This is a genomic window from Pseudomonas sp. B19125, assembly GCF_044218855.1.
GTDB lineage: Bacteria > Pseudomonadota > Gammaproteobacteria > Pseudomonadales > Pseudomonadaceae > Aquipseudomonas > Aquipseudomonas edaphica.
Genome location: NZ_CP162589.1, coordinates 1,784,507 through 1,808,744 on the forward strand (window position 1 = coordinate 1,784,507; position 24,238 = coordinate 1,808,744).

At 60.7% G+C, this 24,238-nt stretch carries 19 protein-coding genes; 5 read left to right on the plus strand and 14 right to left on the minus strand.

All coding sequences use genetic code 11. The features are described from left to right. Positions 1-18: 18 nt before the first annotated feature. Both AB4P96_RS08120 and nadA read left to right on the plus strand, forming a co-directional pair. Complete coding sequence (locus AB4P96_RS08120; RefSeq protein WP_176991508.1) at positions 19-1,458, plus strand: lactate dehydrogenase; 1,440 nt, start codon at positions 19-21, stop codon at positions 1,456-1,458. A 236-nt stretch (positions 1,459-1,694) separates the two neighbouring features. Beyond that, positions 1,695-2,753 (plus strand): quinolinate synthase NadA, encoded by a 1,059-nt coding sequence (nadA, locus tag AB4P96_RS08125; RefSeq protein ID WP_017139141.1) that lies wholly within the window; start codon positions 1,695-1,697, stop codon positions 2,751-2,753. A gap of 136 nt (positions 2,754-2,889) precedes the next feature. On the opposite strand, the gene AB4P96_RS08130 is transcribed toward nadA, so the two are convergent. The 12 genes from AB4P96_RS08130 to arcD (AB4P96_RS08185) all read right to left on the minus strand — a co-directional run bounded on the left by AB4P96_RS08130 (position 2,890) and on the right by arcD (AB4P96_RS08185) (position 17,322). Further along, on the minus strand, positions 2,890-3,378 hold the full coding sequence (locus tag AB4P96_RS08130) for an RDD family protein (RefSeq protein WP_395600661.1): 489 nt from the start codon (positions 3,376-3,378) through the stop codon (positions 2,890-2,892). Between the two features lie 94 nt (positions 3,379-3,472). Then, positions 3,473-3,685: a cold-shock protein gene (locus AB4P96_RS08135; protein WP_017139143.1), complete on the minus strand. Its 213-nt coding sequence runs from the start codon at positions 3,683-3,685 to the stop codon at positions 3,473-3,475. A gap of 391 nt (positions 3,686-4,076) precedes the next feature. Beyond that, the gene (gcvT, locus tag AB4P96_RS08140) at positions 4,077-5,201 is read right to left on the minus strand and encodes a glycine cleavage system aminomethyltransferase GcvT (protein WP_138453676.1); all 1,125 of its coding nucleotides are present in this window, start codon (positions 5,199-5,201) and stop codon (positions 4,077-4,079) included. A 39-nt stretch (positions 5,202-5,240) separates the two neighbouring features. Next, entirely contained in the window at positions 5,241-6,617 is a 1,377-nt protein-coding gene (locus tag AB4P96_RS08145; protein WP_176991491.1) for an L-serine ammonia-lyase, read from the minus strand. 185 nt (positions 6,618-6,802) lie between these two features. Then, positions 6,803-9,640 (minus strand): aminomethyl-transferring glycine dehydrogenase, encoded by a 2,838-nt coding sequence (gene gcvP / locus AB4P96_RS08150; protein ID WP_395600662.1) that lies wholly within the window; start codon positions 9,638-9,640, stop codon positions 6,803-6,805. A 10-nt stretch (positions 9,641-9,650) separates the two neighbouring features. Continuing rightward, positions 9,651-10,034 (minus strand): glycine cleavage system protein GcvH, encoded by a 384-nt coding sequence (gcvH, locus tag AB4P96_RS08155; RefSeq protein ID WP_017139147.1) that lies wholly within the window; start codon positions 10,032-10,034, stop codon positions 9,651-9,653. Between the two features lie 361 nt (positions 10,035-10,395). After that, on the minus strand, positions 10,396-11,904 hold the full coding sequence (locus AB4P96_RS08160) for a sigma-54-dependent transcriptional regulator (RefSeq protein ID WP_099549404.1): 1,509 nt from the start codon (positions 11,902-11,904) through the stop codon (positions 10,396-10,398). A 183-nt stretch (positions 11,905-12,087) separates the two neighbouring features. Then, entirely contained in the window at positions 12,088-12,450 is a 363-nt protein-coding gene (locus AB4P96_RS08165; RefSeq protein ID WP_099549405.1) for a DUF5064 family protein, read from the minus strand. Between the two features lie 18 nt (positions 12,451-12,468). Continuing rightward, on the minus strand, positions 12,469-13,398 hold the full coding sequence (gene arcC, locus AB4P96_RS08170; protein ID WP_099549406.1) for a carbamate kinase: 930 nt from the start codon (positions 13,396-13,398) through the stop codon (positions 12,469-12,471). 135 nt (positions 13,399-13,533) lie between these two features. Beyond that, positions 13,534-14,544, minus strand: coding sequence for an ornithine carbamoyltransferase (locus tag AB4P96_RS08175; RefSeq protein ID WP_236447132.1), 1,011 nt, complete (start codon positions 14,542-14,544; stop codon positions 13,534-13,536). Positions 14,545-14,613: 69 nt separating this feature from the next. Continuing rightward, positions 14,614-15,870, minus strand: a complete 1,257-nt coding sequence (arcA, locus tag AB4P96_RS08180; protein ID WP_058422253.1) for an arginine deiminase — start codon at positions 15,868-15,870, stop codon at positions 14,614-14,616. 24 nt (positions 15,871-15,894) lie between these two features. Further along, positions 15,895-17,322, minus strand: a complete 1,428-nt coding sequence (arcD, locus tag AB4P96_RS08185) for an arginine-ornithine antiporter (RefSeq protein ID WP_395600663.1) — start codon at positions 17,320-17,322, stop codon at positions 15,895-15,897. Positions 17,323-17,768: 446 nt separating this feature from the next. Here arcD (AB4P96_RS08185) and arcD (AB4P96_RS08190) point away from each other — a divergent pair, with 446 nt between their 5' ends. The 3 genes from arcD (AB4P96_RS08190) to AB4P96_RS08200 all read left to right on the plus strand — a co-directional run bounded on the left by arcD (AB4P96_RS08190) (position 17,769) and on the right by AB4P96_RS08200 (position 21,354). Beyond that, a complete protein-coding gene (gene arcD / locus AB4P96_RS08190) occupies positions 17,769-19,196 on the plus strand; it encodes an arginine-ornithine antiporter (protein WP_056858596.1) in 1,428 nt (475 codons plus the stop codon). Beyond that, positions 19,193-20,056, plus strand: coding sequence for a DNA-3-methyladenine glycosylase family protein (locus tag AB4P96_RS08195; RefSeq protein WP_395600664.1), 864 nt, complete (start codon positions 19,193-19,195; stop codon positions 20,054-20,056). The genes arcD (AB4P96_RS08190) and AB4P96_RS08195 overlap by 4 nt, the downstream gene beginning before the upstream one ends. Before the next feature lie 380 nt (positions 20,057-20,436). Then, positions 20,437-21,354, plus strand: a complete 918-nt coding sequence (locus AB4P96_RS08200) for an IS110 family transposase (protein ID WP_017139096.1) — start codon at positions 20,437-20,439, stop codon at positions 21,352-21,354. A gap of 135 nt (positions 21,355-21,489) precedes the next feature. On the opposite strand, the gene AB4P96_RS08205 is transcribed toward AB4P96_RS08200, so the two are convergent. Then, positions 21,490-22,839: a CoA transferase gene (locus AB4P96_RS08205; protein ID WP_395600665.1), complete on the minus strand. Its 1,350-nt coding sequence runs from the start codon at positions 22,837-22,839 to the stop codon at positions 21,490-21,492. Between the two features lie 40 nt (positions 22,840-22,879). Next, the gene (locus AB4P96_RS08210) at positions 22,880-24,223 is read right to left on the minus strand and encodes a sensor histidine kinase (RefSeq protein ID WP_395600666.1); all 1,344 of its coding nucleotides are present in this window, start codon (positions 24,221-24,223) and stop codon (positions 22,880-22,882) included. Positions 24,224-24,238: the final 15 nt, after the last annotated feature.

Here is a 24,238-nt window from a genome sequence, read left to right on the forward strand (position 1 = left end):
GTCAGCCTCGGAAATCCCGTGGCCGACGTTATCGATCTCTATTCCAAAAACGGGCAGCTCCCCGGCCGCGAAACCGTGTGGGCCTGGGAAAACGATAATCAGGACGCAGTCACCCAGGCGATCAGCCAACGCTTCGGTTCAATCTCCACGGCCAGCCGTTACAGCGGTCTCGGTGCTGCGTTGGTGGATCAGTTCACCGGGGGCGGCGGGGCGGGGATTTCACAATCGGTGCTCAACACCACGGCAGAGCGTGCCGGTGATACGGGCGGGATCAAGGCCGACCAGGCGGTGTTGCACAGCAAGGCCGACAACCAAATCAGCCTCAGCATCAAGACCGCCAGCGGTAAGACTGTGACGTTCAGCCTGTTCAGTCAGAAAGACGGCTTGGGCGTGCAGGCCACCGTCGACGGCGGCGATTTGACCGCGGATGAACTCAAAGCCGTCGGCCAATTGGGGACGGCGTTCCAGGCTTCGGTCGATGGGTTGACCGCCGTACCGCCGAAACTCGACCTGAGCAAACTGACCCAGTTCGACACCAGCGTGTTGGCGTCGGTGGACCTCAACGCCAAAGTCAAAACCCAGGGGGGCGAGGACATGAGCCTGGCGTTCCACGCCGACAGCCAAAGCCGCACCACACGTATGAGTGGCCCGGCCGGCGACGTCGACCTGTCTGTGGACCTGAAAAACCGCGCAATCCTGGGTGACTCCAAACAGCAGGCCAATGCGATGAAAACCTACCTCGCCCAGTTCGACCGGGTGCAACAGCGCGGTAGTGCCAATGCTGATTTGATGGCGATATTCAAGGATGCGTTCAGCGCCATGAACAGCAACTATCCCCAAGGCGCTGGCGCAACGAATGCATTGAGCAACAACCCGACCGACAAAGGTTTGCTGACAGGGCTGGCGGACTTCAAGGTTTCGATCAAGCAGGCCGTAGGTGCGTCCAACGCAATGCGTCCTACGGAAGTCGACAGCTTCTCCTACACCGTGTCGCAGAAGACCCAGGTCAATGGCCGCAGCAGCGCGGACCGCAGCGTGACCCAGAACCAGCAGTCGGTGCTGTCGGCAAACTTCCACAAAAGCCTCAGCGGTGGCGAGCCACCGGTGTTGGATGGCACCCGCGAATCGCAGAACTACCTGTATGTGCAAGTGCAGGACAAGGCCAGCAGCACCGCGAGCTTCTCCTATAAGGATGGCCAACTGGCGAGTGCTTCTGTGTCGCAGTCGGCGGTGCAGAACACCCGGACCCAGAAGTACGAGATGGCCCAGTTGGTGTCAGACACGGTGGTGCCGAAAGATGGCTCGTCCAAACGCGACTACCTGGCGTTGCTGGAGCACGCAGCCCAGGAGGTTAAAAAGTCCAAGGACGCGCTGGAGCAATCAACCTTGAAGGACGCCCTGGCGGCCATGCAGGATTCGGTGCTGCTAAAGGACTATCCCGCTGTACTGATGCGCTGAGGTTGCGCGCCATGAAAGCGGGAAGGCTCATCACGGGGCCTTCCCGTTTTTTTTGCCCGACAGGCGTGCGCCTGGATGCCAGATTAGGCTTTTGAATCGATTCGATATTCTGTAGCCTTGCGCAGCTTCAACCGTGCTTGATGAACACAATCACTTCGTCCGGCGGCGCCCGAAGGGCTCCAGAGCCGGTGGTACACTCGACTTTCGCGCTTACTGCGCTTGCAGGTCTTGCGAACATGACGCAAATTTCCGAACGCCTACTGGTTCAAGCCCACCTCGACGCCAAGCAGCCCAAGGCCCTGAGCGCCGATGAAGAGGCGAGCCTGCGCAGCGCCATCGCCGCCGAGCTCAAGGCTCAGGACGCGGTGCTGGTTGCCCACTTCTATTGCGACCCGGTGATTCAGGCCCTGGCCGAAGAAACCGGAGGCTGTGTCTCCGACTCCCTGGAAATGGCCCGCTTTGGCGCTGCCCACCCGGCCAAGACTGTGTTGGTGGCCGGTGTACGTTTCATGGGCGAGACCGCCAAAATCCTCACCCCCGAAAAACGCATCCTCATGCCCACCCTGGAAGCCACCTGCTCCCTGGACCTGGGCTGCCCGGTGGAGGAATTTTCAGCGTTCTGCGACCAGCACCCCGAGCGCACGGTGGTGGTTTACGCCAACACTTCGGCGGCGGTCAAAGCCCGTGCCGACTGGGTTGTTACCTCCAGCTGCGCGCTGGAAATCGTCGAAAGCCTGATGGACAACGGCGAGACGATTATCTGGGGGCCGGACAAGCACCTGGGCACTTACATTCAGCGCCAGACCGGCGCAGACATGTTGCTCTGGGACGGCGCGTGCATTGTCCACGAAGAGTTCAAGTCCAAGCAGCTTGAAGACATGAAGGCGCTGTACCCGGACGCTGCGATCCTGGTGCACCCGGAGTCGCCGACGGCGGTGATTGAATTGGCTGACGCGGTGGGTTCCACCAGCCAACTGATTGCCGCAGCCCAGCGCTTGCCGAACAAGACCTTTATCGTCGCCACCGACCGCGGCATCTTCTACAAGATGCAGCAGTTGTGCCCGGATAAAGTCTTCGTTGAGGCACCGACCGCCGGCAACGGCGCGGCGTGCCGCAGTTGCGCGCACTGCCCGTGGATGGCGATGAATACGCTGGAGCGCACGCTGCAGTGTTTGCGTGAGGGCAGTAATGAGATCTTCGTCGAGCCGTCGGTGATCCCGCACGCCGTGCGCCCGCTCAAACGCATGTTGGACTTTACCCAGGCTGCGCGCCTCAAGCTGGCTGGCAACGCCTGACCTGAAGTTGAACACATAGACAAAATGTGGGAGCTGGCTTGCCTGCGATAGCGGTCTATCAGTCAATGCTGCTGTGACTGAACGATCGCCATCGCAGACAAGCCAGCTCCCACACTTGATCTCTAGTGTTCTTGGGTTACTTTGTCTGCTTTGGAATGTGCACCAGCTGCGTATCCGAGTAGATGTCATGCCAGCTGCGCTTGCGCTTATCAAACACCGACCAGACAAACCCCAGCCCCACGCACAACCACGATGCAATCGCCACCACAAAGCGCAGCAGCGCCTGCCACAGGCTGATGCGCGAGCCGTCGGCGTTCTGCACGCGCACGCCCCACACCTGCATGCCCAATGTCTGCCCCGAATGGGTCCAGAACTTGGCGAAGAAACCAAACAGCACAAAAAACAGGATCGTCGACAGCAGCGGGTCGCCGTCCAGCGCGCCGGACTCGGTGAGCGTGCGCATCCTGGCTTCGCCGATAAACGCCATCCACACCAGCTTGTAGATAAACGCGGTGACGATCAGCAGCGCGGTGCACAACAGGAAGTCATAGAACATCGCTGCCAGACGACGGCCCAGGCCAACGGCGGGGAATTCGCCTTGGGGGCTCAACAAAGGTTTGGGCATGGCCGTCTCTCTTGAGAAAAAAGCCATTTTACGAGCAAACGCACATAAAAAAGCCCCTGATGTCACCATCAGGGGCTTTTTGTCGCAGTAAGGATCAGCCTTCTGCTTGTACTTCGTCAGCCTGCATGCCTTTCTGGCCTTGCACGGCGATGAAAGACACTTTCTGGCCTTCTTTCAGGCTCTTGAAGCCATTGCCCTGAATAGCGCGGAAATGCACGAACAGATCCGGACCGCTTTCTGGAGTGATAAAACCAAACCCTTTCTCGTCGTTAAACCACTTGACGGTACCGCTCTGACGATTCGACATTTCTTATTTCCTTTGACGCTAAAAATTAATGACAGCCCCTTTCACATGAAAGAGTACTGGGCTGGGTTGCAGGAAAGTAAGAGACGTCGAACGGGTTGTAGCAAACTTATGGCTACTGCCCAGGTCCAGGTTCAAAGCGACCCATGCAAACACAGTGGCTAAACTCTACGTCAACTAATATGGAAAAAACAAGCCCCGGAGAATCCCCAGGTTTTGCTCGGCCATATGACACTTCGTTGACTAAAAGTGGATCCCACATATTCGATAGCGTTGCTCACTTGTTATAGGTTTGCGCCTATTAAAATGACTATCGTCAATGCACTCTTTTATGGCGGTTGCGTTACAAATTAGTGCGCGTTAACGCAACCGCGTTACTTATAGGAACAGTCAATCAGCCACGGTAGTAACGTTGCGGTACAAATGGCATTTTACTTACACGTAGTGGCACCTTTTTCCCACGTACCAACGCAGACACTTCGGTATCCAGTGCGACAAATGCGCTATCCAGGTAACCCATGGCCAGTGGGCCGCCCAGTGTCGGGCCAAAACCGCCGCTGCACACGCTGCCGATCACCGTGCCGTGTTCGTCGACGATTTCTGCGCCTTCACGCACCGGGGTCCGTTCCTGTGGCAGCAGGCCCACGCGCTTGCGGCTTACGCCGGCTTGTTGCTGGGTGAATATGCGGTCAGCGCCCGGGAAGCCGCCGGCACGTGCGCCATCGGCACGGCGGGCCTTGGAGATCGCCCAGAGCAGGCTGGCTTCAATTGGCGTGGTCTCGGTGTTCATGTCATGGCCGTAGAGGCACAGGCCGGCTTCCAGGCGCAGGGAATCGCGGGCGCCCAGGCCGATGGCTTGAACTTCGGTTTCGGCCAGCAGGCTGCGCGCCAGGCTCTCGGCATTGGCCGCCGGTACGGAAATCTCGAAACCGTCTTCACCGGTGTAGCCCGAGCGGCTCACGTAGCAGTCCACGCCCAGCAGGCGCAGGGTGGCGAACTGCATGAAAGTCATCTTGGTGACTTCCGGCGCCAGGCGCGCCAGCACTTTCACTGCCTCCGGGCCTTGCAAGGCCAGCAGGGCGCGCTCTTCGAACAGCGGTTCGATGCTGCACTGCTCGCCAATGTGTTTGCGCAGGTGGGCCAGGTCCTGGTCCTTGCAGGCTGCGTTGACCACCAGGAACAGCTCGTCGTTGCCCAGGTTGGCCACCATCAGGTCATCAAGGATGCCGCCCTGGTCGTTGGTGAACATGGCGTAGCGCTGCATGCCGACTGGCAGGTCGATGATGTCGACCGGCACCAGGGTTTCCAGGGCCTTGGCGGCGTTGGCGCCGGTCAGGCGGATCTGGCCCATGTGGGACACGTCGAACAACCCGGCTTGATCACGGGTGTGCAGGTGTTCCTTCATCACGCCCAGCGGGTATTGCACCGGCATGTCGTAGCCGGCGAAGGGCACCATGCGCGCGCCCAACTCGATGTGCAGCGCGTGCAATGGGGTTTTCAACAGGGTTTCGGTGGACATGTTCAGCTCCTGAAAAACGTGCGGACGCGCTCGTAGGCGTCAGCACTCGATAATGTTGACGGCCAAACCGCCACGGGCGGTTTCCTTGTATTTGCTTTTCATGTCGGCGCCAGTCTGACGCATGGTGCGGATGACCTTGTCGAGTGAGACAAAGTGCTGCCCGTCACCACGCAAGGCCATGCGCACGGCATTGATCGCCTTGACCGAGCCCATGGCGTTGCGCTCGATGCACGGTACCTGCACCAGCCCGCCAATCGGGTCGCAGGTCAGGCCGAGGTTGTGTTCCATGCCGATCTCGGCAGCGTTTTCCACTTGGGACACGCTGCCGCCCAACACTTCGCACAAAGCGCCTGCGGCCATGGAACAGGCCACGCCGACTTCGCCCTGGCAGCCAACTTCGGCGCCGGAAATCGAGGCGTTTTCCTTGTACAAAATCCCGATAGCGGCGGCGGTGAGCAGAAAGCGCACCACGCCGTCCTCGTTCGCGCCGGGGATAAAGCGCATGTAGTAATGCAGCACCGCCGGCACGATCCCGGCCGCACCGTTGGTGGGCGCGGTGACCACGCGCCCGCCGTTGGCGTTTTCTTCGTTGACCGCCAGCGCATACAGGTTGACCCAATCCAGCACCGACAACGGGTCGCGCAATGCCGATTCGGGGTTCTTGCACAGCTGCCGATGCAGCGCCGCTGCACGGCGCTTGACCTTCAAGCCGCCGGGCAAGATGCCTTCGTTGCGACAACCGGCATCCACGCAGTCCTGCATCACTTGCCAGATGTTCAGCAAGCCGGCGCGGGTTTCCGCCTCCGGGCGCCAGGCACTTTCATTGGTGAGCATCACCTGGCTGATGGACAGTCCGTAGGTGGCGCAATGGCCGAGCAAGTCCTTGGCGTGCTTGAAAGGGAAGGTCAGCGGCGTGGTGTCTTCGACAATCCGGTCAGCGCCGGCAGCGTCTTCATCCACCACAAACCCACCGCCGACCGAGTAATACTCGCGGCTGCGGATCTGGATCCCGGCGGTGTCGAAGGCGCGAAAAATCATGCCATTGGGGTGGTAGGCGAGAGGCTTGCGAATCATCGCCAGGTGTTCTTTCTCGTTGAACGCAATGCTGTGTTCACCGAGCAGGTTCAAGCGACCGTCACCGCGCATTTGCGCAAGGCGTGCGGCGACGGTTTCAGTATTCACGGTGTCTGGGTGTTCGCCTTCCAGGCCCAGCAACACGGCCTTGTCGCTGCCGTGACCTTTGCCGGTGGCGCCCAGCGAGCCATAGAGCTCCACCTTGATGCCGCTGGTGGCGCTCAGCAGGTTGTCGCGCTTGAGGCCTTCGACGAATCGAGCGGCGGCGCGCATCGGGCCGACGGTATGGGAGCTGGAGGGGCCGATGCCAATCTTGAACAGGTCGAACACGCTAAGGGACATGGTTGTTCTCCGGTTTCTTATTATTTTGGAAGACTTGCTCGCTCAGTGCAGAAACCGGGCTTGTGTGGGAGCTGGCTTGCCTGCGATAGCATCACCCTGGTCTACCTGATAGACCGAGGTGCCTGCATCGCAGGCAAGCCAGCTCCCACAAAAGCCAGCTCCCACATTGACCGAGTTCAGTCAGATCACGCGTAGCTCTCGATCGACGGGCACGCACACACCAGGTTACGGTCGCCAAACACGTTGTCGACCCGGCCAACCGGCGGCCAGTATTTGCCTTCGATCAACGACGCCACCGGGTACACCGCCTGTTCACGGCTGTACGGGTGGCTCCATTCACCGACGATTTCAGCCGCCGTGTGCGGGGCGTTTTTCAGTGGGTTGTCGTCCTTGTCCAAGGTGCCGTTTTCCACTGCGCGAATTTCCTCGCGGATGGCGATCATGGCGTCACAGAAACGGTCCAGTTCTTCCCTGGATTCGCTTTCGGTCGGCTCGATCATCAAGGTGCCCGCTACCGGGAACGACATGGTCGGCGCATGGAAGCCAAAGTCGATCAGGCGCTTGGCCACGTCATCCACGCTGATGCCGCTGCTGTCTTTCAAGGGGCGCAGGTCCAGGATGCACTCGTGTGCCACCAGGCCGTTGCTGCCGGTGTAGAGCACGGGGTAATGCTCTTCAAGGCGACGGGAAATGTAGTTGGCGTTCAGGATCGCCAGCTGCGAGGCGCGCTTGAGGCCCGCGCCGCCCATCATGCTGATGTACATCCAGGTGATCGGCAAAATGCTCGCGCTGCCAAATGGCGCCGCGCACACCGCGCCTTCCTTGCGCTCCATGGCCGCGTGGCCTGGCAGGAATGGCGTGAGGTGGGATTTAACCCCAATCGGGCCAACGCCCGGGCCGCCACCGCCGTGCGGAATGCAGAAGGTTTTGTGCAGGTTCAGGTGGGACACGTCGCCACCGAACTTGCCCGGTGCGCACAGGCCGACCATTGCGTTCATGTTGGCGCCGTCGATGTACACCTGGCCGCCGTTGTCATGAATGATCCCGCAGATTTCGCGGATGCCTTCTTCGAACACGCCGTGGGTGGACGGGTAGGTGATCATCAGCGCAGCGAGGTGCTCGCGGTGCTCGATGGCTTTGGCGCGCAGGTCTTCGATGTCGACGTTGCCGCGTGCGTCGCATGCGGTCACCACCACGCGCATACCGGCCATGTTGGCGGTCGCAGGGTTGGTGCCGTGGGCCGAAGACGGGATCAGGCAGATGTCGCGGCGTTCTTCGCCACGGCTCTGGTGGTAAGCACGAATGGCCAGCAGGCCTGCGTATTCACCTTGGGAACCGGCGTTCGGCTGCAGGGAGATCGCGTCGTAGCCGGTGGCCGCGCAGAGCATGGCTTCCAGGTCGGAAGTCAGCTCCAGGTAGCCGGCGCTTTGTGCGGCCGGGGCGAAGGGGTGCAGGGCACCGAATTCGGCCCAGGTTACCGGGATCATTTCGCTGGCGGCGTTGAGTTTCATGGTGCACGAACCCAGCGGGATCATGGTGCGGTCCAGCGCCAGGTCCTTGTCGGCCAGCTTGCGCAGGTAGCGCATCAGCTCGGTTTCGGAGTGGTAACGGTTGAACACCGGGTGGCTGAGGATCGGCGACTGGCGCAACAGCGCGGCGGGCAAGGTGCTTTCAGTCGCAGCAAAGGCGGGCAGCGCCTTGCCGTCGGCGAAGATCGACCACAGGGCTTCGATGTCAGCCTGGGTGGTGGTTTCGTCGACCGACAGGCCAACGCGTTCAGCATCGACCACACGCAGGTTGATGCGCTGGGCGCGGGCCTTGTCGTGCAGGGCGGCGGTGTTGGCGCCCGTGTTGAGGGTGATCGTGTCGAAGAAGTTTGCCTGCTCAACCTTAAGGCCCAGGGCGGTCAAGCCTTTGGCCAGGATCGCGGTCAGTTGGTGAATGCGCTGGGCGATCTGGGTCAGGCCTTTAGGGCCGTGGTACACGGCGTACATGCTGGCGATGTTAGCCAGTAGCACTTGCGCGGTGCAGATGTTGCTGGTGGCTTTCTCGCGACGGATATGTTGCTCGCGGGTCTGCATGGCCAGGCGCAGGGCCGGCTTGCCGAAACGGTCGACCGACACACCGACCAGACGGCCGGGCATGTCGCGCTTGAACGCATCCTTGGTGGAGAAGTACGCCGCGTGCGGGCCACCAAAGCCCAGCGGCACGCCGAAGCGTTGCGCGCTGCCGATGGCCACGTCGGCGCCGAACTCACCCGGCGGGGTCAGCAGGGTCAGGGCCAGCAGGTCGGCGGCGACCGCGACCAAGGCATTGGCAGCGTGGAAACGCTCGGTCAGTTCGCGGTAATCAAACACATCACCGTTGCTGGCCGGGTATTGCAGCAGGGCGCCGAAGAATGCGCTGACGTCGCTCAGCTCGCGTTCATCGCCCACCACCACGTCGATGCCCAACGGCTCGGCACGGGTGCGCAGTACGTCGAGGGTCTGTGGGTGGCTATGCACGGAGGCGAAGAAGGCATTGCTGCCCTTGTTCTTGCTCAGGCGCTTGCAGAAGGTCATGGCTTCGGCGGCGGCGGTGGCTTCGTCGAGCAAGGAGGCGTTGGCGATCGGCAGGCCGGTGAGGTCGCTGATCAGGGTCTGGAAGTTCAACAGCGCTTCCAGGCGGCCTTGGGAAATTTCAGGTTGATACGGGGTGTAGGCGGTGTACCAGGCCGGGTTTTCCAGCAGGTTGCGCAGGATCGGCGACGGCGTGTGGCAGTTGTAATAGCCCTGGCCGATGTAGGTCTTGAACAGTTGGTTCTTGCCGGCGATGGCCTTGATCTTGGCCAGGGCCTGGGCTTCGCTCAGGCCGTCTTCCAGGCCGAGCACGCTGGTGCCCTTGATGCTTTCCGGGATCACGCTGGCGCTGAGGGCTTCGAGGGAATCAAAGCCCAGGCTTGCGAGCATGTGCTGCTCATCTTCCTGGCGCGGGCCGATGTGGCGGGCGATGAATTCGTTGGCGGTGCTGAGATTGATGGTCATGGCGCGCTCCTCAGGCTTCAGCGTTGGCTTTGATCAGGCGGTCGTACGCATCCTGATCCAACAGCTTAGCCACTGCATCGGCATCGGCGGGTTTAAAGCGGAAGAACCAACCTTCGCCCATCGGGTCTTCGTTGACCAGTTCCGGGCTGTCGCTGAGTGCTTCGTTCACTTCGAGCACTTCACCGGTCAGCGGCATGTACACGCCGCTGGCTGCCTTGACCGATTCCACGGTGGAGGCTTCGGCGCCCTTGTCGTAAGCCTGCAACTCCGGCAGTTGCACGAAAACCACATCACCCAGTGCGTTTTGCGCGAAAGCGGTGATACCCACGGTGACGCTGCCATCGGCTTCGGCGCGCAGCCATTCGTGATCTTCAGTGAAACGCAACTCGCTCATGGAAACTCCTCAGGGCCAGATTCGTCTGGTGGACGGGATTGGAATAATGGGGAGTTACTTAGCAATATTGCGGCCAATGTTATTAAGTCGTTATAAATCAGATACTTAACGATTTTGGTTATGACGATATGATTTTCAGCTGTAGCGATTTCGCTACACTCGGGCACACCAAAAAAAGCCTATGCGGATCAAAGCCTTGCATGGCGCGCAAAAAACAGGGTTGTAGCGATATCGTTACGCTGTAGCGCTTTCAGTACAGCGGATGTCGTTCTCAGACCAAAACTTGGATGCCCTCCATGGGGGAGGGGGCTTGTGTGGGAGCTGGCTCCCACACAAGCCCCACATTTTGATCTCTACATTTTCAGGTTTTGTTTGGAATGCCGTACTTGCGCAAGCGATGGGCGATCGCCGTGTGGGACGTTTGCAAGCGGCTGGCCAGTTGGCGGGTCGAGGGATAACTGGTGTAAAGCGTTTCCAGCAGGTTGCGCTCGAAGTCTTCCACCGCTTGCTCCAGGCTGTCGACTTCACCGTCGCTCTGGCGCGCCACTGAGGTGCCGGCGATGTCGAGGTCACCGATGTCCACCAGGCTGCTTTCGCAGATGGCGGCGGCGCGGAAGATCACGTTCTGCAGCTGGCGCACATTACCCGGCCAGCGGTTGCCCAGCAGCGCCGGATAAGTGCCAGGCGCCAGGCGGCACACCGGGCGCTGGATCTGCGCACAGGCCTGCTGCATGAAGTAGCGCGCCAGCAGCAGAATGTCCTGGCCGCGCTCGCGCAGCGGCGGCACTTCGACGTTGAGCACATTAAGGCGGTAGAACAGGTCTTCGCGGAAGGTGCCCTCGCTGACCATCTTTTCCAGGTCGCGGTGAGTAGCGCTGAGAATACGCACATTGACCTTCACTTCGCGGTCGCCGCCCACCCGGCGAAAGCTGCCGTCGTTGAGAAACCGCAGCAGCTTGGCCTGCAAATACGGCGACATCTCACCGATCTCATCAAGGAACACCGTGCCCTGGTTGGCCAACTCCATCAGCCCCGGCTTGCCGCCACGCTGCGCGCCGGTAAAGGCGCCAGGCGCATAACCGAACAATTCACTTTCGGCGAGATTTTCCGGTAGCGCCGCGCAGTTCAACGCTAGAAACGGCGCACTGTGCCGCGCACTGATCGCATGGCAGGCGCGTGCGACCAGCTCTTTGCCGGTGCCGGTTTCGCCCTGGATCAACAGCGGTGCATCCAGCGCCGCCACCCGTTGCGCCCGCGCCTTGAGCGTGCGAATCACCGGCGACTCGCCCAGCAGCGCATCAAAACCTTCGGCATGGTCATGGTGCAGCGCCGACAGCTGTTCGCCGATGCGGTTGGGTTGGTACAGAGTGAGCAGGGCGCCGGCGTCAGTGATCGGCGTGGCGTCGAGCAAAAAGGTCTGGCCGTTGACGCTGATTTCGCGCAACGGCAAACGAAAGCCCTGTTCGAGCAAGGTTTCCAGCAACGCCGGGTCATTGAACAACGCGCTGATGCTTTCACCCGCCGGTTCGCGGCCATACAGCGCGATCAGCGCCGGGTTGGCCAGCAGGATCTTGCCCGCGCTGTCCAGGGCCAGCACCGGGTCGGTCATGGCCGCGAGCAACGCGTCGAGTTGCAGGTGGCGGCGTTGGCCGGGAAGGATATCCACCACGGTGACCGCCTGTACGCCGTGCACGCTGAACAGCGCATCGCGCAGCTCTTCGAGCACCTCGGCGCTCAGGGTCGGCGCGTCGATGTACACGTTGGGCGGCACCATCTCCACCGCATCCAGGTTGAGATTGCGCCCACCGAGCAGGGCCAGGACTTCCTGGGTAATGCCGACGCGGTCGATGAAGCTGACGTGGATACGCATGGGGCTGGCAATTCTGGGGAACTGGAGGCGGCAAGTATGCCTTGGAGCGCAGGGAGATCAAAATGTGGGAGCTGGCTTGCCTGCGATAGCATCACCTTGGTCTACCTGATACACCGAGGTGACCGCATCGCAGGCAAGCCAGCTCCCACACAAGCCAGCTCCCACATTGGACTTACTGTGTTGTTACTCCAGGTGTTCCGGTTTGACCGGATCGCCGGATTTCACATCCAACTGATGCCGCACATCCTCAAACATCAAGTCGTACTGCTTGTGCATCTGGCCGTTAAGCGTCGCAGCCTTCGGCATTCCATATTTCTGCGCGATGTTCATCGCATGCCGGGCAAAGTCGAAGGCCTGATCCTTGGGTAAAAAGAATTCCTCCTTGAGGTCCTTGCCCTGCACCGAGCCGTGCAGCTTGAAGAGCATTCCCTTGCCTTCCTTTGGATCCTGGCTGACCTCGTAGTCGATGCACAGGTTGTAGCTGTAGTCATCCTTGTTGAGCGCGTGACGTTCGATGTGCAGGTGACCGGGTTCAAAGGTGGCCATAGGCGTTTCTCCTCTACTTCACAGGTAGGTGATGCCAGGTTTAGCCGTGCTGATACGCGTGCCGGCGCTGCCCTGGACGATGGCTTCGATATCCGAGAGTGAACCGATGACGGCAGTTTTGCCAGTTTGGCGGGCGAACTCGCAGGCCGCTTGTACCTTCGGCCCCATGGAGCCGGCGGCGAAGCCGAGTTTCTCCATGTCATCGGGATGGGCCTGGCCGATGGCCTTTTGGGTCGGCTTGCCGAAGTCGATAAAAGCCGCATTGACGTCGGTGGCAATCACCAGCAAATCCGCGTCCAGTTGTGATGCCAGCAAGGATGAGCACAGGTCTTTGTCGATCACCGCTTCAATGCCGCGCAGCGTGCCGTCGTCGCCATACATGGTCGGGATGCCGCCACCACCGGCGCAGATCACAATGGCGCGTTTTTCCAGCAGCCACTTGATCGGGCGGATTTCGAAGATGCGTTTCGGGCGTGGGCTGGCCACCACACGGCGGTATTTATCGCCATCGGGCGCGATGGCCCAGCCTTTTTCGGCGGCGAGTTTTTCGGCTTCGGCTTTGGAGTACACCGGGCCGATGGGCTTGGTCGGGTTCTGGAAGGCCGGGTCTTTGGCGTCGACTTCCACTTGGGTGAGCAAGGTGGCGAACGGCACCTCGAAGTCCAGCAGGTTGCCCAACTCCTGTTCGATGATGTAGCCGATCATGCCTTCGGTCTCGGCACCGAGCACGTCCAGCGGGTACGGCGAAACCTGGGTGTAAGCCGCTGCCTGCAACGACAGCAGGCCGACTTGCGGGCCATTGCCGTGGGCGATCACCAATTCGTTGCTGGGGTGGATTTTGGCGATCTGTTCGGTGGCGATACGGATATTGGCGCGTTGGTTGTCCGCCGTCATGGGTTCACCACGGCGGAGCAGGGCGTTACCGCCCAGGGCTACGACGATGCGCATAATGCATTCCTTTTAGAAGGATCGTTCCCACGCTCTGCGTGGGAATGCCTCACTGGACGCTCTGCGTCCGCTCTTGTGACGCAGAGCGTCACTGGCTGCATTCCCACGCAGAGCGTGGGAACGATCAGAGTGGGGTTAGATATCCGCCAGCGCCGACACCAGAATTGCCTTGATGGTATGCATGCGGTTTTCCGCCTGCTCAAACGCGATGTTGGCTGGCGACTCGAACACTTCCTCAGTCACTTCCACACCATTGGCCAGGTTCGGATAGCGCGCGGCGATGTCCTTGCCCACCTTGGTCTCGCTGTTATGGAACGCCGGCAGGCAGTGCATGAACTTCACGCGTGGGTTGCCCGAGGCTTTCATCATCTTGGCGTTGACCTGGTACGGCAGCAGTTGCTCGATACGCTCGTCCCACGCTTCCACCGGCTCACCCATCGACACCCAGATATCGGTGTGGATGAAGTCGACGCCTTTGACCGCTTCTTTCGGGTCTTCGGTGATGGTGATGCGCGCGCCGCTTTCTTCGGCAAACGCCTGGCACTGCTTGATGAAGTCTTCGTGTGGCCACAGCGCTTTCGGCGCGCTGATGCGCACGTCCATGCCCAGTTTGGCGCCGATCATCAGCAACGAATTGCCCATGTTGTAGCGCGCGTCGCCCAGGTACGCGTAGCTGATGTCATGCAGCGGCTTGTCGCTGTGCTCGCGCATGGTCAGGGTGTCGGCGATCATTTGGGTCGGGTGGAATTCGGCGGTGAGGCCGTTGAATACCGGCACACCGGCGAACTTGGCCAGCTCTTCGACGATTTCCTGTTCAAAGCCACGGTACTCGATGGCATCGAACATGCGGCCCAGGACGCGGGCGGTGTCTTTCATGCTTTCTTTGTGGCCGATCTGCGACGACACCGGGTCAATGTAGGTGACGTGGGCGCCCTGGTCATGGGCCGCCACTTCGAACGCGCAACGGGTGCGAGTCGAGGTTTTTTCGAAGATCAGCGCGATGTTTTTGCCTTGCAGGTGCGGACGCTCGGTGCCGGTGTACTTGGCGCGTTTGAGGTCGCGGGACAGGTCCAGCAGGTAGTTCAGCTCGCGGGTAGTGTGGTGCATCAGCGAGAGCAGGCTGCGGTTGCGCATATTAAAAGCCATGATGGATCTCCTTAGGTTTCGGTTATCCCCCTGGCCGCTGCTGGATAAGCAGCGGCCAAGGCCAAAAAATCAATAGTCGATGGGGTCGCGGATGATCGGGCAGGTCATGCAGTGGCCACCGCCACGGCCTCGGCCCAGTTCACCGGCGCTGATGGTGATGACTTCCACACCGGCCTTGCGTAGCAAGGTGTTGGTGTAGGTGTTGCGGTCATAGCCGATCACCACGCCAGGCTCCACGGCCACCACGTTGTTGCCGTCATCCCATTGCTCGCGTTCGGCGGCGAAGCTGTTGCCGCCGGTCTCGACCACTCGCAGCGCCTTGAGGTTAAGGGCTGCGGCCACGGTTTCGAGGAAGTTGGTTTTCTCCCGCTGGATGTCGATGCCGTGTGGTTTGCTTTCATCCGGGCGCAGGGTGAAGGGCACGATCTGGTTGACCACTTCGGGGAAGATGGTCACCAGGTCGCGGTCGCAGAAGCTGAACACCGTATCCAGGTGCATCGCCGCGCGGGACTTCGGCAGGCCGGCAACGATCACGCGTTCCACGGCTTTGTTCTTGAACAGGTTGCGCGCCAGTTGGCCAATCGCCTGGTGCGAAGAACGCTCGCCCATGCCGATCAACACCACGCCATTGCCAATCGGCATCACGTCGCCGCCTTCCAGTGTGGCGGCCCCGTGTTCCTGGTCGGGGTCGCCGTACCAGATCTGGAAGTCGGCGTTGGTGAACTCGGGGTGGAATTTATAGATGGCGCTGGCCAACAGGGTTTCCTGACGTCGCGCCGGCCAGTACATCGGGTTGAGCGTCACACCGCCGTAGATCCAGCAGGTGGTGTCGCGGGTGAACTGAGTGTTGGGCAGCGGCGGCAGAATGAAGCTTGAGTGGCCGAGGAAGTCGCGGAACATCTCGATGGTCCGGCCGCCGAAGCTGCTCGGCAGGTCATCGGCCGACACGCCGCCAATCAGGAACTCGCTGATTTTGCGCGGCTCCAGGCTGCGCAGCCACGAGCCGACTTCATCGACCAGGCCCAGGCCCACCGTATTGGCGGTGATCTTGCGCTCCAGAATCCAGTCCAGCGCTTCGGGGATGGCGACGATATCGGTCAGCAGGTTGTGCATTTCCAGCACATCAATGTCCCGCTCGCGCATCTTGGTCACGAAGTCGAAGTGGTCGCGCTTGGCCTGGGCCACCCACAGCACGTCATCGAACAGCAGTTCATCGCAGTTGTTGGGGGTCAGCCGCTGGTGGGCCAAACCTGGGGAGCACACCATGACTTTGCGCAGTTTGCCGGCTTCGGAATGTACGCCGTACTTCACTTTTTCCGTGGTCATTACAGATCCTCCAGTGAACAAAAGTTACAGAGTCAGGAAGCCGGCGTAGAGGCCATAAGCAGCCACCAGGGCGCCAATGACTACCGCGGCGAAAATCAGCTTCTCGACGTTGGTGAAAATCGGTTTGCCCAGTTCATGCTTGGCCTTGGCGAACAGGATCACGCCGGGGGCATACAGCAGGGCGGAGAGCAGCAGGTACTTGGTGCCACCGGCGTAGAGCAGCCACACCGCGTAGATCAACGCGATGGCGCCGATGAACAGGTCTTTCTTGCGCTCGCGCAGGGCGTTTTCGTAGGTCTCGCCGCGCACCGCCAGCAGCAGTGCATAGGCCGCCGACCACAGGTAAGGCACCAGGATCATCGAGGTGGCGAGGTAGATCAGCGACAGGTAAGTGCTGGCCGAAAACAGCGTGATTACCAGGAAAACCTGGACCATCGCATTGGTCAGCCACAGGGCGTTGACCGGCACATGGTTGGCGTTTTCCTTACGCAGGAACTCCGGCATGGTGTGGTCCTTGGCGGCGGCGAACATGATCTCCGCACACAGCAGCACCCACGACAGCAGCGCACCCAACAGCGAGATGATCAAGCCGACGCTGATCAACACCGCGCCCCAGTGGCCCACCACATGCTCCAGCACGGCAGCCATCGAAGGGTTCTGCAGTTTGGCCAGTTCCGGTTGGGTCATGATGCCCAGGGACAGCACGTTCACCAGCATCAAAAACAGCAGCACGGTGATAAAACCGATTACGGTGGCCTTGCCGACGTCGCTACGTTTTTCCGCACGGGACGAGAAGATGCTCGCGCCTTCGATGCCGATAAACACCCACACGGTGACCAGCATCATGTTGCGCACCTGGTTCATCACGCTGCCCAGGTCGGGGTTTTTCAGGCCCCAGATGTCGGCGGTGAAAATGTCCAGCTTGAACGCGAACACAGCGATCAACACGAACAGCACCAGCGGCACCACTTTGGCGACGGTGGTCACCAGGTTGATGAACGCCGCTTCCTTGATGCCGCGCAGTACCAGGAAATGCACGGCCCACAGCAGCACCGAGGCGCCAATCACCGCAGCGGGTGTGTTGCCTTCGCCAAAGATCGGGAAGAAGTAACCGAGGGTGCTGAACAGCAACACGAAGTAACCGACGTTGCCCAGCCAGGCGCTGATCCAGTAGCCCCAGGCCGACGAGAAACCCATGTAGTCGCCGAAGCCGGCCTTGGCGTAGGCGTACACGCCGCCGTCGAGGTCAGGTTTGCGGTTGGCCAGGGTCTGGAACACGAAAGCCAGGGTGAGCATGCCGATGGCGGTAATGACCCAGCCGATCAACACCGCGCCGACATCGGCGCTGGCGGCCATGTTTTGCGGCAGTGAGAAGATCCCGCCGCCAATCATTGAGCCCACGACCAGCGCAACCAGGGCGCCGAGTCGAAGTTTTCCGGGAGTGTCAGACATTGCATGACTCCAATGCAGGAGAAGAGAGAGCACAGAATAATTCCGTGCGCTGATCAAACAGCTGACTCAGATCACTTCATTGGCACATTCCATTGTGAATTAATGACTTAAGGGTAAAATCCCGAGGTAATAGTTTCCCCCGCAAAGGCGCTGTCTAGAGCGGCTCCTGCGTGTTGATTAATCATTTAGTCCGAGGTATGGACGTTTGACGCTTGCCCGTTTTGCAGAATGTGCAAACTTTTCTCAATTAAGTGTCTAGGGCTGCGCAAACTGGCAAAGTGCCTGCTCTATTTAAATTCTAAATAAGCCTAAACTTTATAAATTGTCATGCCATTGCGTTATGAGCGTGGTGGTTTTATCGCGGTCTTTAATAAACGCTACACTCGCTGAGTTAATTAGTTGAGTGCGCGCGTGTTCTCTCAAACTATTTTATTTCAGGAGTTTTCATGTCCCAACCGGCCGAGAAACTACGCCTCAGCGCGTTGATTGCCCTGGTGGTGGGGTCGATGATCGGCGGCGGGATTTTCTCTTTGCCGCAGAACATGGCCGCACGCGCCGAAGTGGGCGCCGTGCTGATCGGCTGGGCCATCACCGCCGTCGGCATGCTCACCCTGGCGTTTGTGTTCCAGACCCTGGCCAATCGCAAACCCGAACTGGATTCCGGCGTGTACGCCTATGCCAAGGCCGGGTTCGGTGACTACATGGGGTTTTCGTCGGCCTGGGGTTATTGGATCAGTGCGTGGATGGGCAACGTCGGTTATTTCGTGTTGCTGTTCAGCACCCTCGGCTACTTTTTTCCGGTGTTCGGCCAGGGCAATACGCCGGTCGCCATCGGCTGCGCCTCACTGCTGCTGTGGGCCGTGCATTTTCTGGTGCTGCGCGGCATCAAGGAGGCGGCGTTCATCAACCAGATCACCACCGTGGCGAAGATCGTGCCGTTGCTGATGTTTATCGTGATCGCCGCCGTGGCGTTCAAGGCGGATATTTTCACCCGTGATATCTGGGGCCTGGGCAACCCGCAATTTGGCAGCGTGGTCGATCAGGTGCGCAACATGATGCTGGTTACCGTGTTCGTGTTTATCGGCATCGAGGGCGCCAGCGTGTATTCGGCGCGCGCCGAGAAGCGCTCGGACGTGGGCCGCGCCACCGTGATCGGCTTTCTCGGCGTGCTGGCACTGCTGGTGCTGGTGAATGTGCTGTCCCTGGGGATCATGAGCCAGCCGGAGCTGGCGCAATTGCAAAACCCGTCCCTGGCAGGTGTGCTGGAACATATCGTCGGGCCGTGGGGCGCGATGGCGATCAGCATCGGGTTGGCCGTGTCACTGCTCGGCGCCTTGCTCTCATGGGCGCTGCTGTGTGCGGAAATCCTCTACGCCACTGCCCATGACAAGACCATGCCGGCCTTCCTGAAAAAGGAAAACCCCAACCGGGTGCCGGTCAACGCGCTGTGGCTGACCAACCTGATGATCCAGGTGTTCCTGGTGATCACGCTGTTTTCCCACAGCACTTACACCACCCTGATTTACCTGGCCTCGTCGATGATCCTGGTGCCCTACCTGTGGTCGGCGGCCTACGCGGTGCTGTTGAGCGGGCGCGGTGAAACCTATGCCGGTGCCCAGCGCCAGCGCTATAAGGATTTGCTGGTCGGCCTGATCGCTCTTGGCTATGCCGTCTGGCTGCTGTACGCCGGCGGCTTGAAGTACCTGCTGCTCTCGGCGCTGTTGTATGCGCCCGGCGTGATCCTGTTTGCCCTGGCCAAGCGCGAGCAGGGCCAGCCCTTGTTTACGCACATGGAAAAGGGCATTTTCAGCTGCGTGATCGCGGGCGCGGGGCTGGCGGCTTATGGGCTGTATAGCGGGGTGTTGTCGTTGTGAGATTGGCATATCAGTCGCCCTATGACTGGGCGGCAATGCTGGGTTTTTTATCGGCGCGGGCCATCACCGGGCTGGAGACCGTTGAGGCCGGCGTGTATCGGCGCAGCATCAGCGTGAACGGGCAGCACGGCTGCATCAGCGTGGCACCGGGTGCGGGCGATTGGCTGGAAGTGGGTGTTGAGTTCCCCGACGCGGCGGCGCTGCCCGAGATCGAGCGGCGCCTGCGGGCCATGTTCGATCTGGACGCCCGGCCTGGGTTGATCAATGCGCAGCTGGCCGCCGACCCGTTGATGGCACAACTGGTGGCTGCCCGCCCTGGCCTGCGTGTACCGGGGACGTGGGACGGTTTGGAACTGGCGATTCGTGCGGTGCTGGGCCAGCAGATCACGGTGGTCGCGGCCATTCGCCTGGCGGGTAAATTGGTGGCGCAGTATGGCCAGCCGCTGCAAACGCCCTATGCCGGTATTACCCATGTGTTTCCTGTTGCCGAAGTCTTGGCGGCGGCGGACCTCGCGACCTTGGGCATGCCCAAGGCGCGGGGCCGTACTTTGTCAGGTGTGGCTCAGGCGTTGCTGGATGATCCGCAGTTATTTGCACCCAAGGCCAACCTCAAGGACGGCGTGGCGCGGCTGGTGGCCTTGCCGGGAATCGGCGACTGGACCGCGCAGTACATCGCCATGCGTCAGTTGCGTGAGCCGGATGCGTTTGCGTCGGGGGATATTGGCTTGATCAATGCGCTGGCGGCACTGGAAGGCGGGCCGGTGTCGGCGCGGCAGTTGTTGGCGCGTGCCGAGGCGTGGCGGCCTTTAAGGGCGTATGCGGCGCAGCATTTGTGGACGTCGTTGAGCCGGGTGGACTGAGGGTGGCTGTCAGGGCCTCATCGCAGGCAAGCCAGCTCCCACATTTGACTGTGGCCACACTTTCAATGTGTGAGAGCCAGCTCCCACATTTGACTGTGACCACACTCTCAATGTGTGAGAGCCAGCTTCCACATTTGACTGTGGCCACACTTTCAATGTGTGAGAGCCAGCTTGTGTCTTGATCTGGGAATAAACTCTGAGGTGAGAGGGGTGGATGGCAAGCTGTGAGTCCGCGGTGCTAGAAGCACGAGTGGGAGCAAAGCTGCCATCCACCTTTCCACTCTGGCCGACAAGCCCGAACAGTTGGACGAGCACCACTCGAATCACAAGCGTGGGCATAGCCAGAGCACTCTCACTCCTGAGTGTAAGAGGGTTTTGCCATGATTTCCTGGGTCGGCATCGATATCTCTAAATTAAACCTTGTTGTCTGGGTTCAACCTCAGAAAGAAGGCTTCGAGATTCCAAACACATCTGAAGGCTTTGTTGAGCTGATCAAACGATTGAGCTGCTATGAGGTTGGCCGGGTATTGCTGGAGGCCACGGGAGGCTACGAGCGCCAGGTCATGGCGGCACTGCAACAGACGAATTTCCAAGTGCTCCGAATCAATCCTCGTCGGGCCAGAGCCTTCGCGGTGGCCATGGGCAAAAATGCCAAGACCGACCCGATTGATGCGGCAGTTCTGGCTGATTTTGCCGAAGTGCTGCATGGGTCTCACGAAAAGGTCATTTCTCCTGAGCGCGAAGCTCTGCGCGAACTGATCCAATTACGTGAGCACTTCGTTCAGCAGCGCGACGACAATAAGCGTCGACTTCAGCAGGCTCAGTTGCCAACCGTTGTCAGCGCTACCAAAGATCATATTCGCTACCTGCAAGCGCAGATCAAAGCCCTGGAAAAACACCTCGTTCAGGGCATGTTTGATTTGGATGCAGAAAAGGCCAGGCGACTCATGTCTGTGAAGGGGATTGGCAAAGTCGCGGCCGCCAGTTTGCTGGTTTACTTGCCGGAGTTGGGCGAGTTGGATCGCAGAGAAGTGGCGGCGTTAGCGGGCATAGCCCCTTACAACGACGACAGCGGAAACCACAATGGAAAACGGCAGATATACGGAGGAAGAACCCGTGTCAGGCATGCGTTATACATGTCGAGTTGGGTTGTTATCCGCTTTCAAGCAGACTTTAAAACGCGCTACGAGGCTCTAAGGGAGCGAGGCAAGAGCGCGAAAGTCGCGCTCATCGCCTGCATGCGGATACTGCTGATCAGACTAAATGCCATGCTGCGAGACGGTACAGAATGGCGCTGACGGACGGTGGGTTAAGACAGTTGCTCCCACATTTGACTGTGGCCACACTTTCAATGTGTGAGAGCCAGCTCCCACATTTGACTGTGTTCACACATCCAATGTGGGAGCTGGCTTGCCTGCGATAGCGATCTCAAGTCACCACTGAGCCCGATGTGAGCCCAATTCGCCGGCGGGCAAATCCCACTGCAACGGCGTGCCACTGATGCTCACCGGCGCCAGCAAACGATGCGCCTGGCCCCACGCCGTCTGCTCCACCACCAAGCCCTGATCGCCCGGTTCTTCAGCCCGCAACGCCGGCTGCTCCGGCACGTGCCCGGCCTCCACCAGCAACTTCGCCGTGCGCGCCAATGACAACCGCGCCGAACCACCGCGCCCGGTTTTCAGCCGCTCACTCAACGCTTGAATCGCACTGGCCGCCATCAAATACCCGGTCGCATGATCCAGCGCCTGCAACGGCAGCGGCACCGGTTTATCTGCCTGTTTCCACGCCATGCCAGCGTCGGCAATCCCGCTGCTCATCTGTACCAAACTGTCGAAGCCGCGACGGTTACGCCACGGGCCGCTCCAGCCGTAGGCGTTGAGGCTCACGTCGATCAGGCCGGGGGCGAGGTTTTGCAGTTCAGTGGCGGTGTAGCCCAACTGCTCCAGTGCGTCGGCGCGGTAGCCGTGGAACAGGATGTCGGCGTCCTTGAGCAAGCTTTCGAACACCTGGCGGTCTTCAGCACTTTTAAGGTCCAGGCGTGCGCAGCGTTTGCCCAGGGTCATTTCCGGTACTACGCCGGGCTCGTTCCAGGTCGGCGAGTCGATGCGCAGTACATCTGCGCCCAAACCTGCGAGAAAACGGCTGGCCACGGGGCCGGCCAACACGCGGGTCAAATCCAGCACCTTGATGCCTGCCAGTGGGCGTGCCACCGAGCCGAGCCAAGGTTTGTCGCAGGGGGTGTCGAAGGCCTGGCGCTGCACCAATGCCTCGGCGTTCACCGCCAACCCTTGCGGATGGGTTTGCCAGGCCCGCCAAGTACGCATCTGCGCCGCGCAACCGCCGGCATCGACGATCGCCTGCTCCAGTTCGGCGGCGTTCCAGGTCGCGACTTTACTGGCCATCTCGGCGCGGTCCTTGACCTTGCCCAGCACGCGCTCGGCAGCGGCACGGTGGTGGGGCGCATTGGTATGCAAACGGATCCAGCCGTCGGCGCTGGCGTAGTCGCCGGCTACCGGGTCCCACAGCGGCGGTACTTGCCAGCCCACCGGGCGAATCGAGGAGGAGAACCAGAAGGAAGCGAGGCGCCGGTCCACGCTTACGCTGGGCAAGCGTCCGGTCTGTTGCTGGATAAGTTGAGCAACCGCCTGGCCGGCAGCGCCGAGGCTGGCGCTGGCCAGTTCGGTTACGGCAAAGGTCGAGGGCAGGGCGCCGGCCTCGGTAAACGTCAGCGGGGTTTGCGGTAGATCGAGTGCGGCTTGGATGGATGTCAGCAGGTCAGTCATCAAAGGCCCTCCGTTAGAGAAGGGCCACTATAGAAGATCCTCACACGGCTGTGACCACTCCCGGCTCCAACGGCAAGTCGATGCTGGCGATAAAACCGCCGTCCGGGTGATTGCCCAGGATCAGGCTGCCGCCATGGCGTTCGGCGGCGCGACGGGCAATCGCCAGGCCCAGCCCGTGGCCTTGTGCGGCCTGGCCAGGCGCGCGATAAAACGGCTCGCCCAACTGGCTCAGGTGTTCGGCTTCAACGCCGGGGCCGTGGTCGCGCACGCTGATCAGGATGCGCTCGCCCTGGTGCCGGGCGCTTAGCTCGATCGGCTGGCCCACGGGGTTAAAGCGCTGGGCGTTACGCAGCAGGTTGTCCACGGCGCGCTCGATCATGGTCGGCCAGCCCTTGAGGTGCAGCTCGGGTTCGGCGCTCATTTGCACCATCTGTTCCGGCGCACTGAGTTGGGCATCCTTTTGCAAGGTCCTGAGCAGTGGGGTGAGGTCGACGTCTTCGGCGCTGGCGTTGTCGGCATCCACGCGGGCCAGCACCAGAATCTCGCTGATCAGCGCTTCCAGGCGGTCGCACTCGCGGGTCAGGCGCGGCCACAGCCGTTCGCGTTCTTCCGGGCTGGCGCGTTCGGCCAGGGCCAGGGCAATACGCAGTCGGGCCAGCGGTGAGCGCAGTTCGTGGGACACATCGCGCAGCAACTGGCGCTGGCTGCCGATCAGGCTTTGCAGGCGCGCGCCCATGCGGTTGAAGTCGGTGGCGAGCACGCCGAACTCATCGCGGCGGTTGGCCAGTTGCGCCAGGCTGTTTTGCTGATAGGTGGTCTGGCCCAGGTCATGCACCGCACCGCGCAGGCGGCTGAGTGGGCGGGTGATGGACAAGGTCACCAGCAGGCTGAACAACGTCAGTACCACCAGGGCAATCGCCAGCGCGCTAAACGGCCACAGCAGGCTGCTGCGGTGCCAGGCGTCCAGTTCCGGGTTGGGGATGCGGTAGATCAGCAGGTACGTGTCCCCGGTTTTTTCACTGGTGTACTCGGCGGTCAGGCGGCGCCAGGGCAAGTGGCTGTCCTGGTTGTCATTCTGGCGGGCTTCGAAGGCGGCGGCGCGACGTGGGAACGTGCCGCGTACCACCGGGTCGCCGCTTTCGTTGAGTACCTGCACGTCGATGTGGTACTGGCGTTTGCGTTGTTGCAGCAAATCCTGGGCGGCGTCCTCACCTTGGGCTTCGTAGAGTTGCGTCCACTCTTGCGCCAGGTTGTTGAGGCCGGGATGGCGGCTGAGAATCCAGGCGTCCTGGTTGAGCATGTGCCCAAGCAGGATCGACAGCCCGGCAACCAAGGCGATGGCCAGCCAGAAACTGGCCAGGATGCGCCAGAACAATGAACGCACAGGAAACCCTCAAGC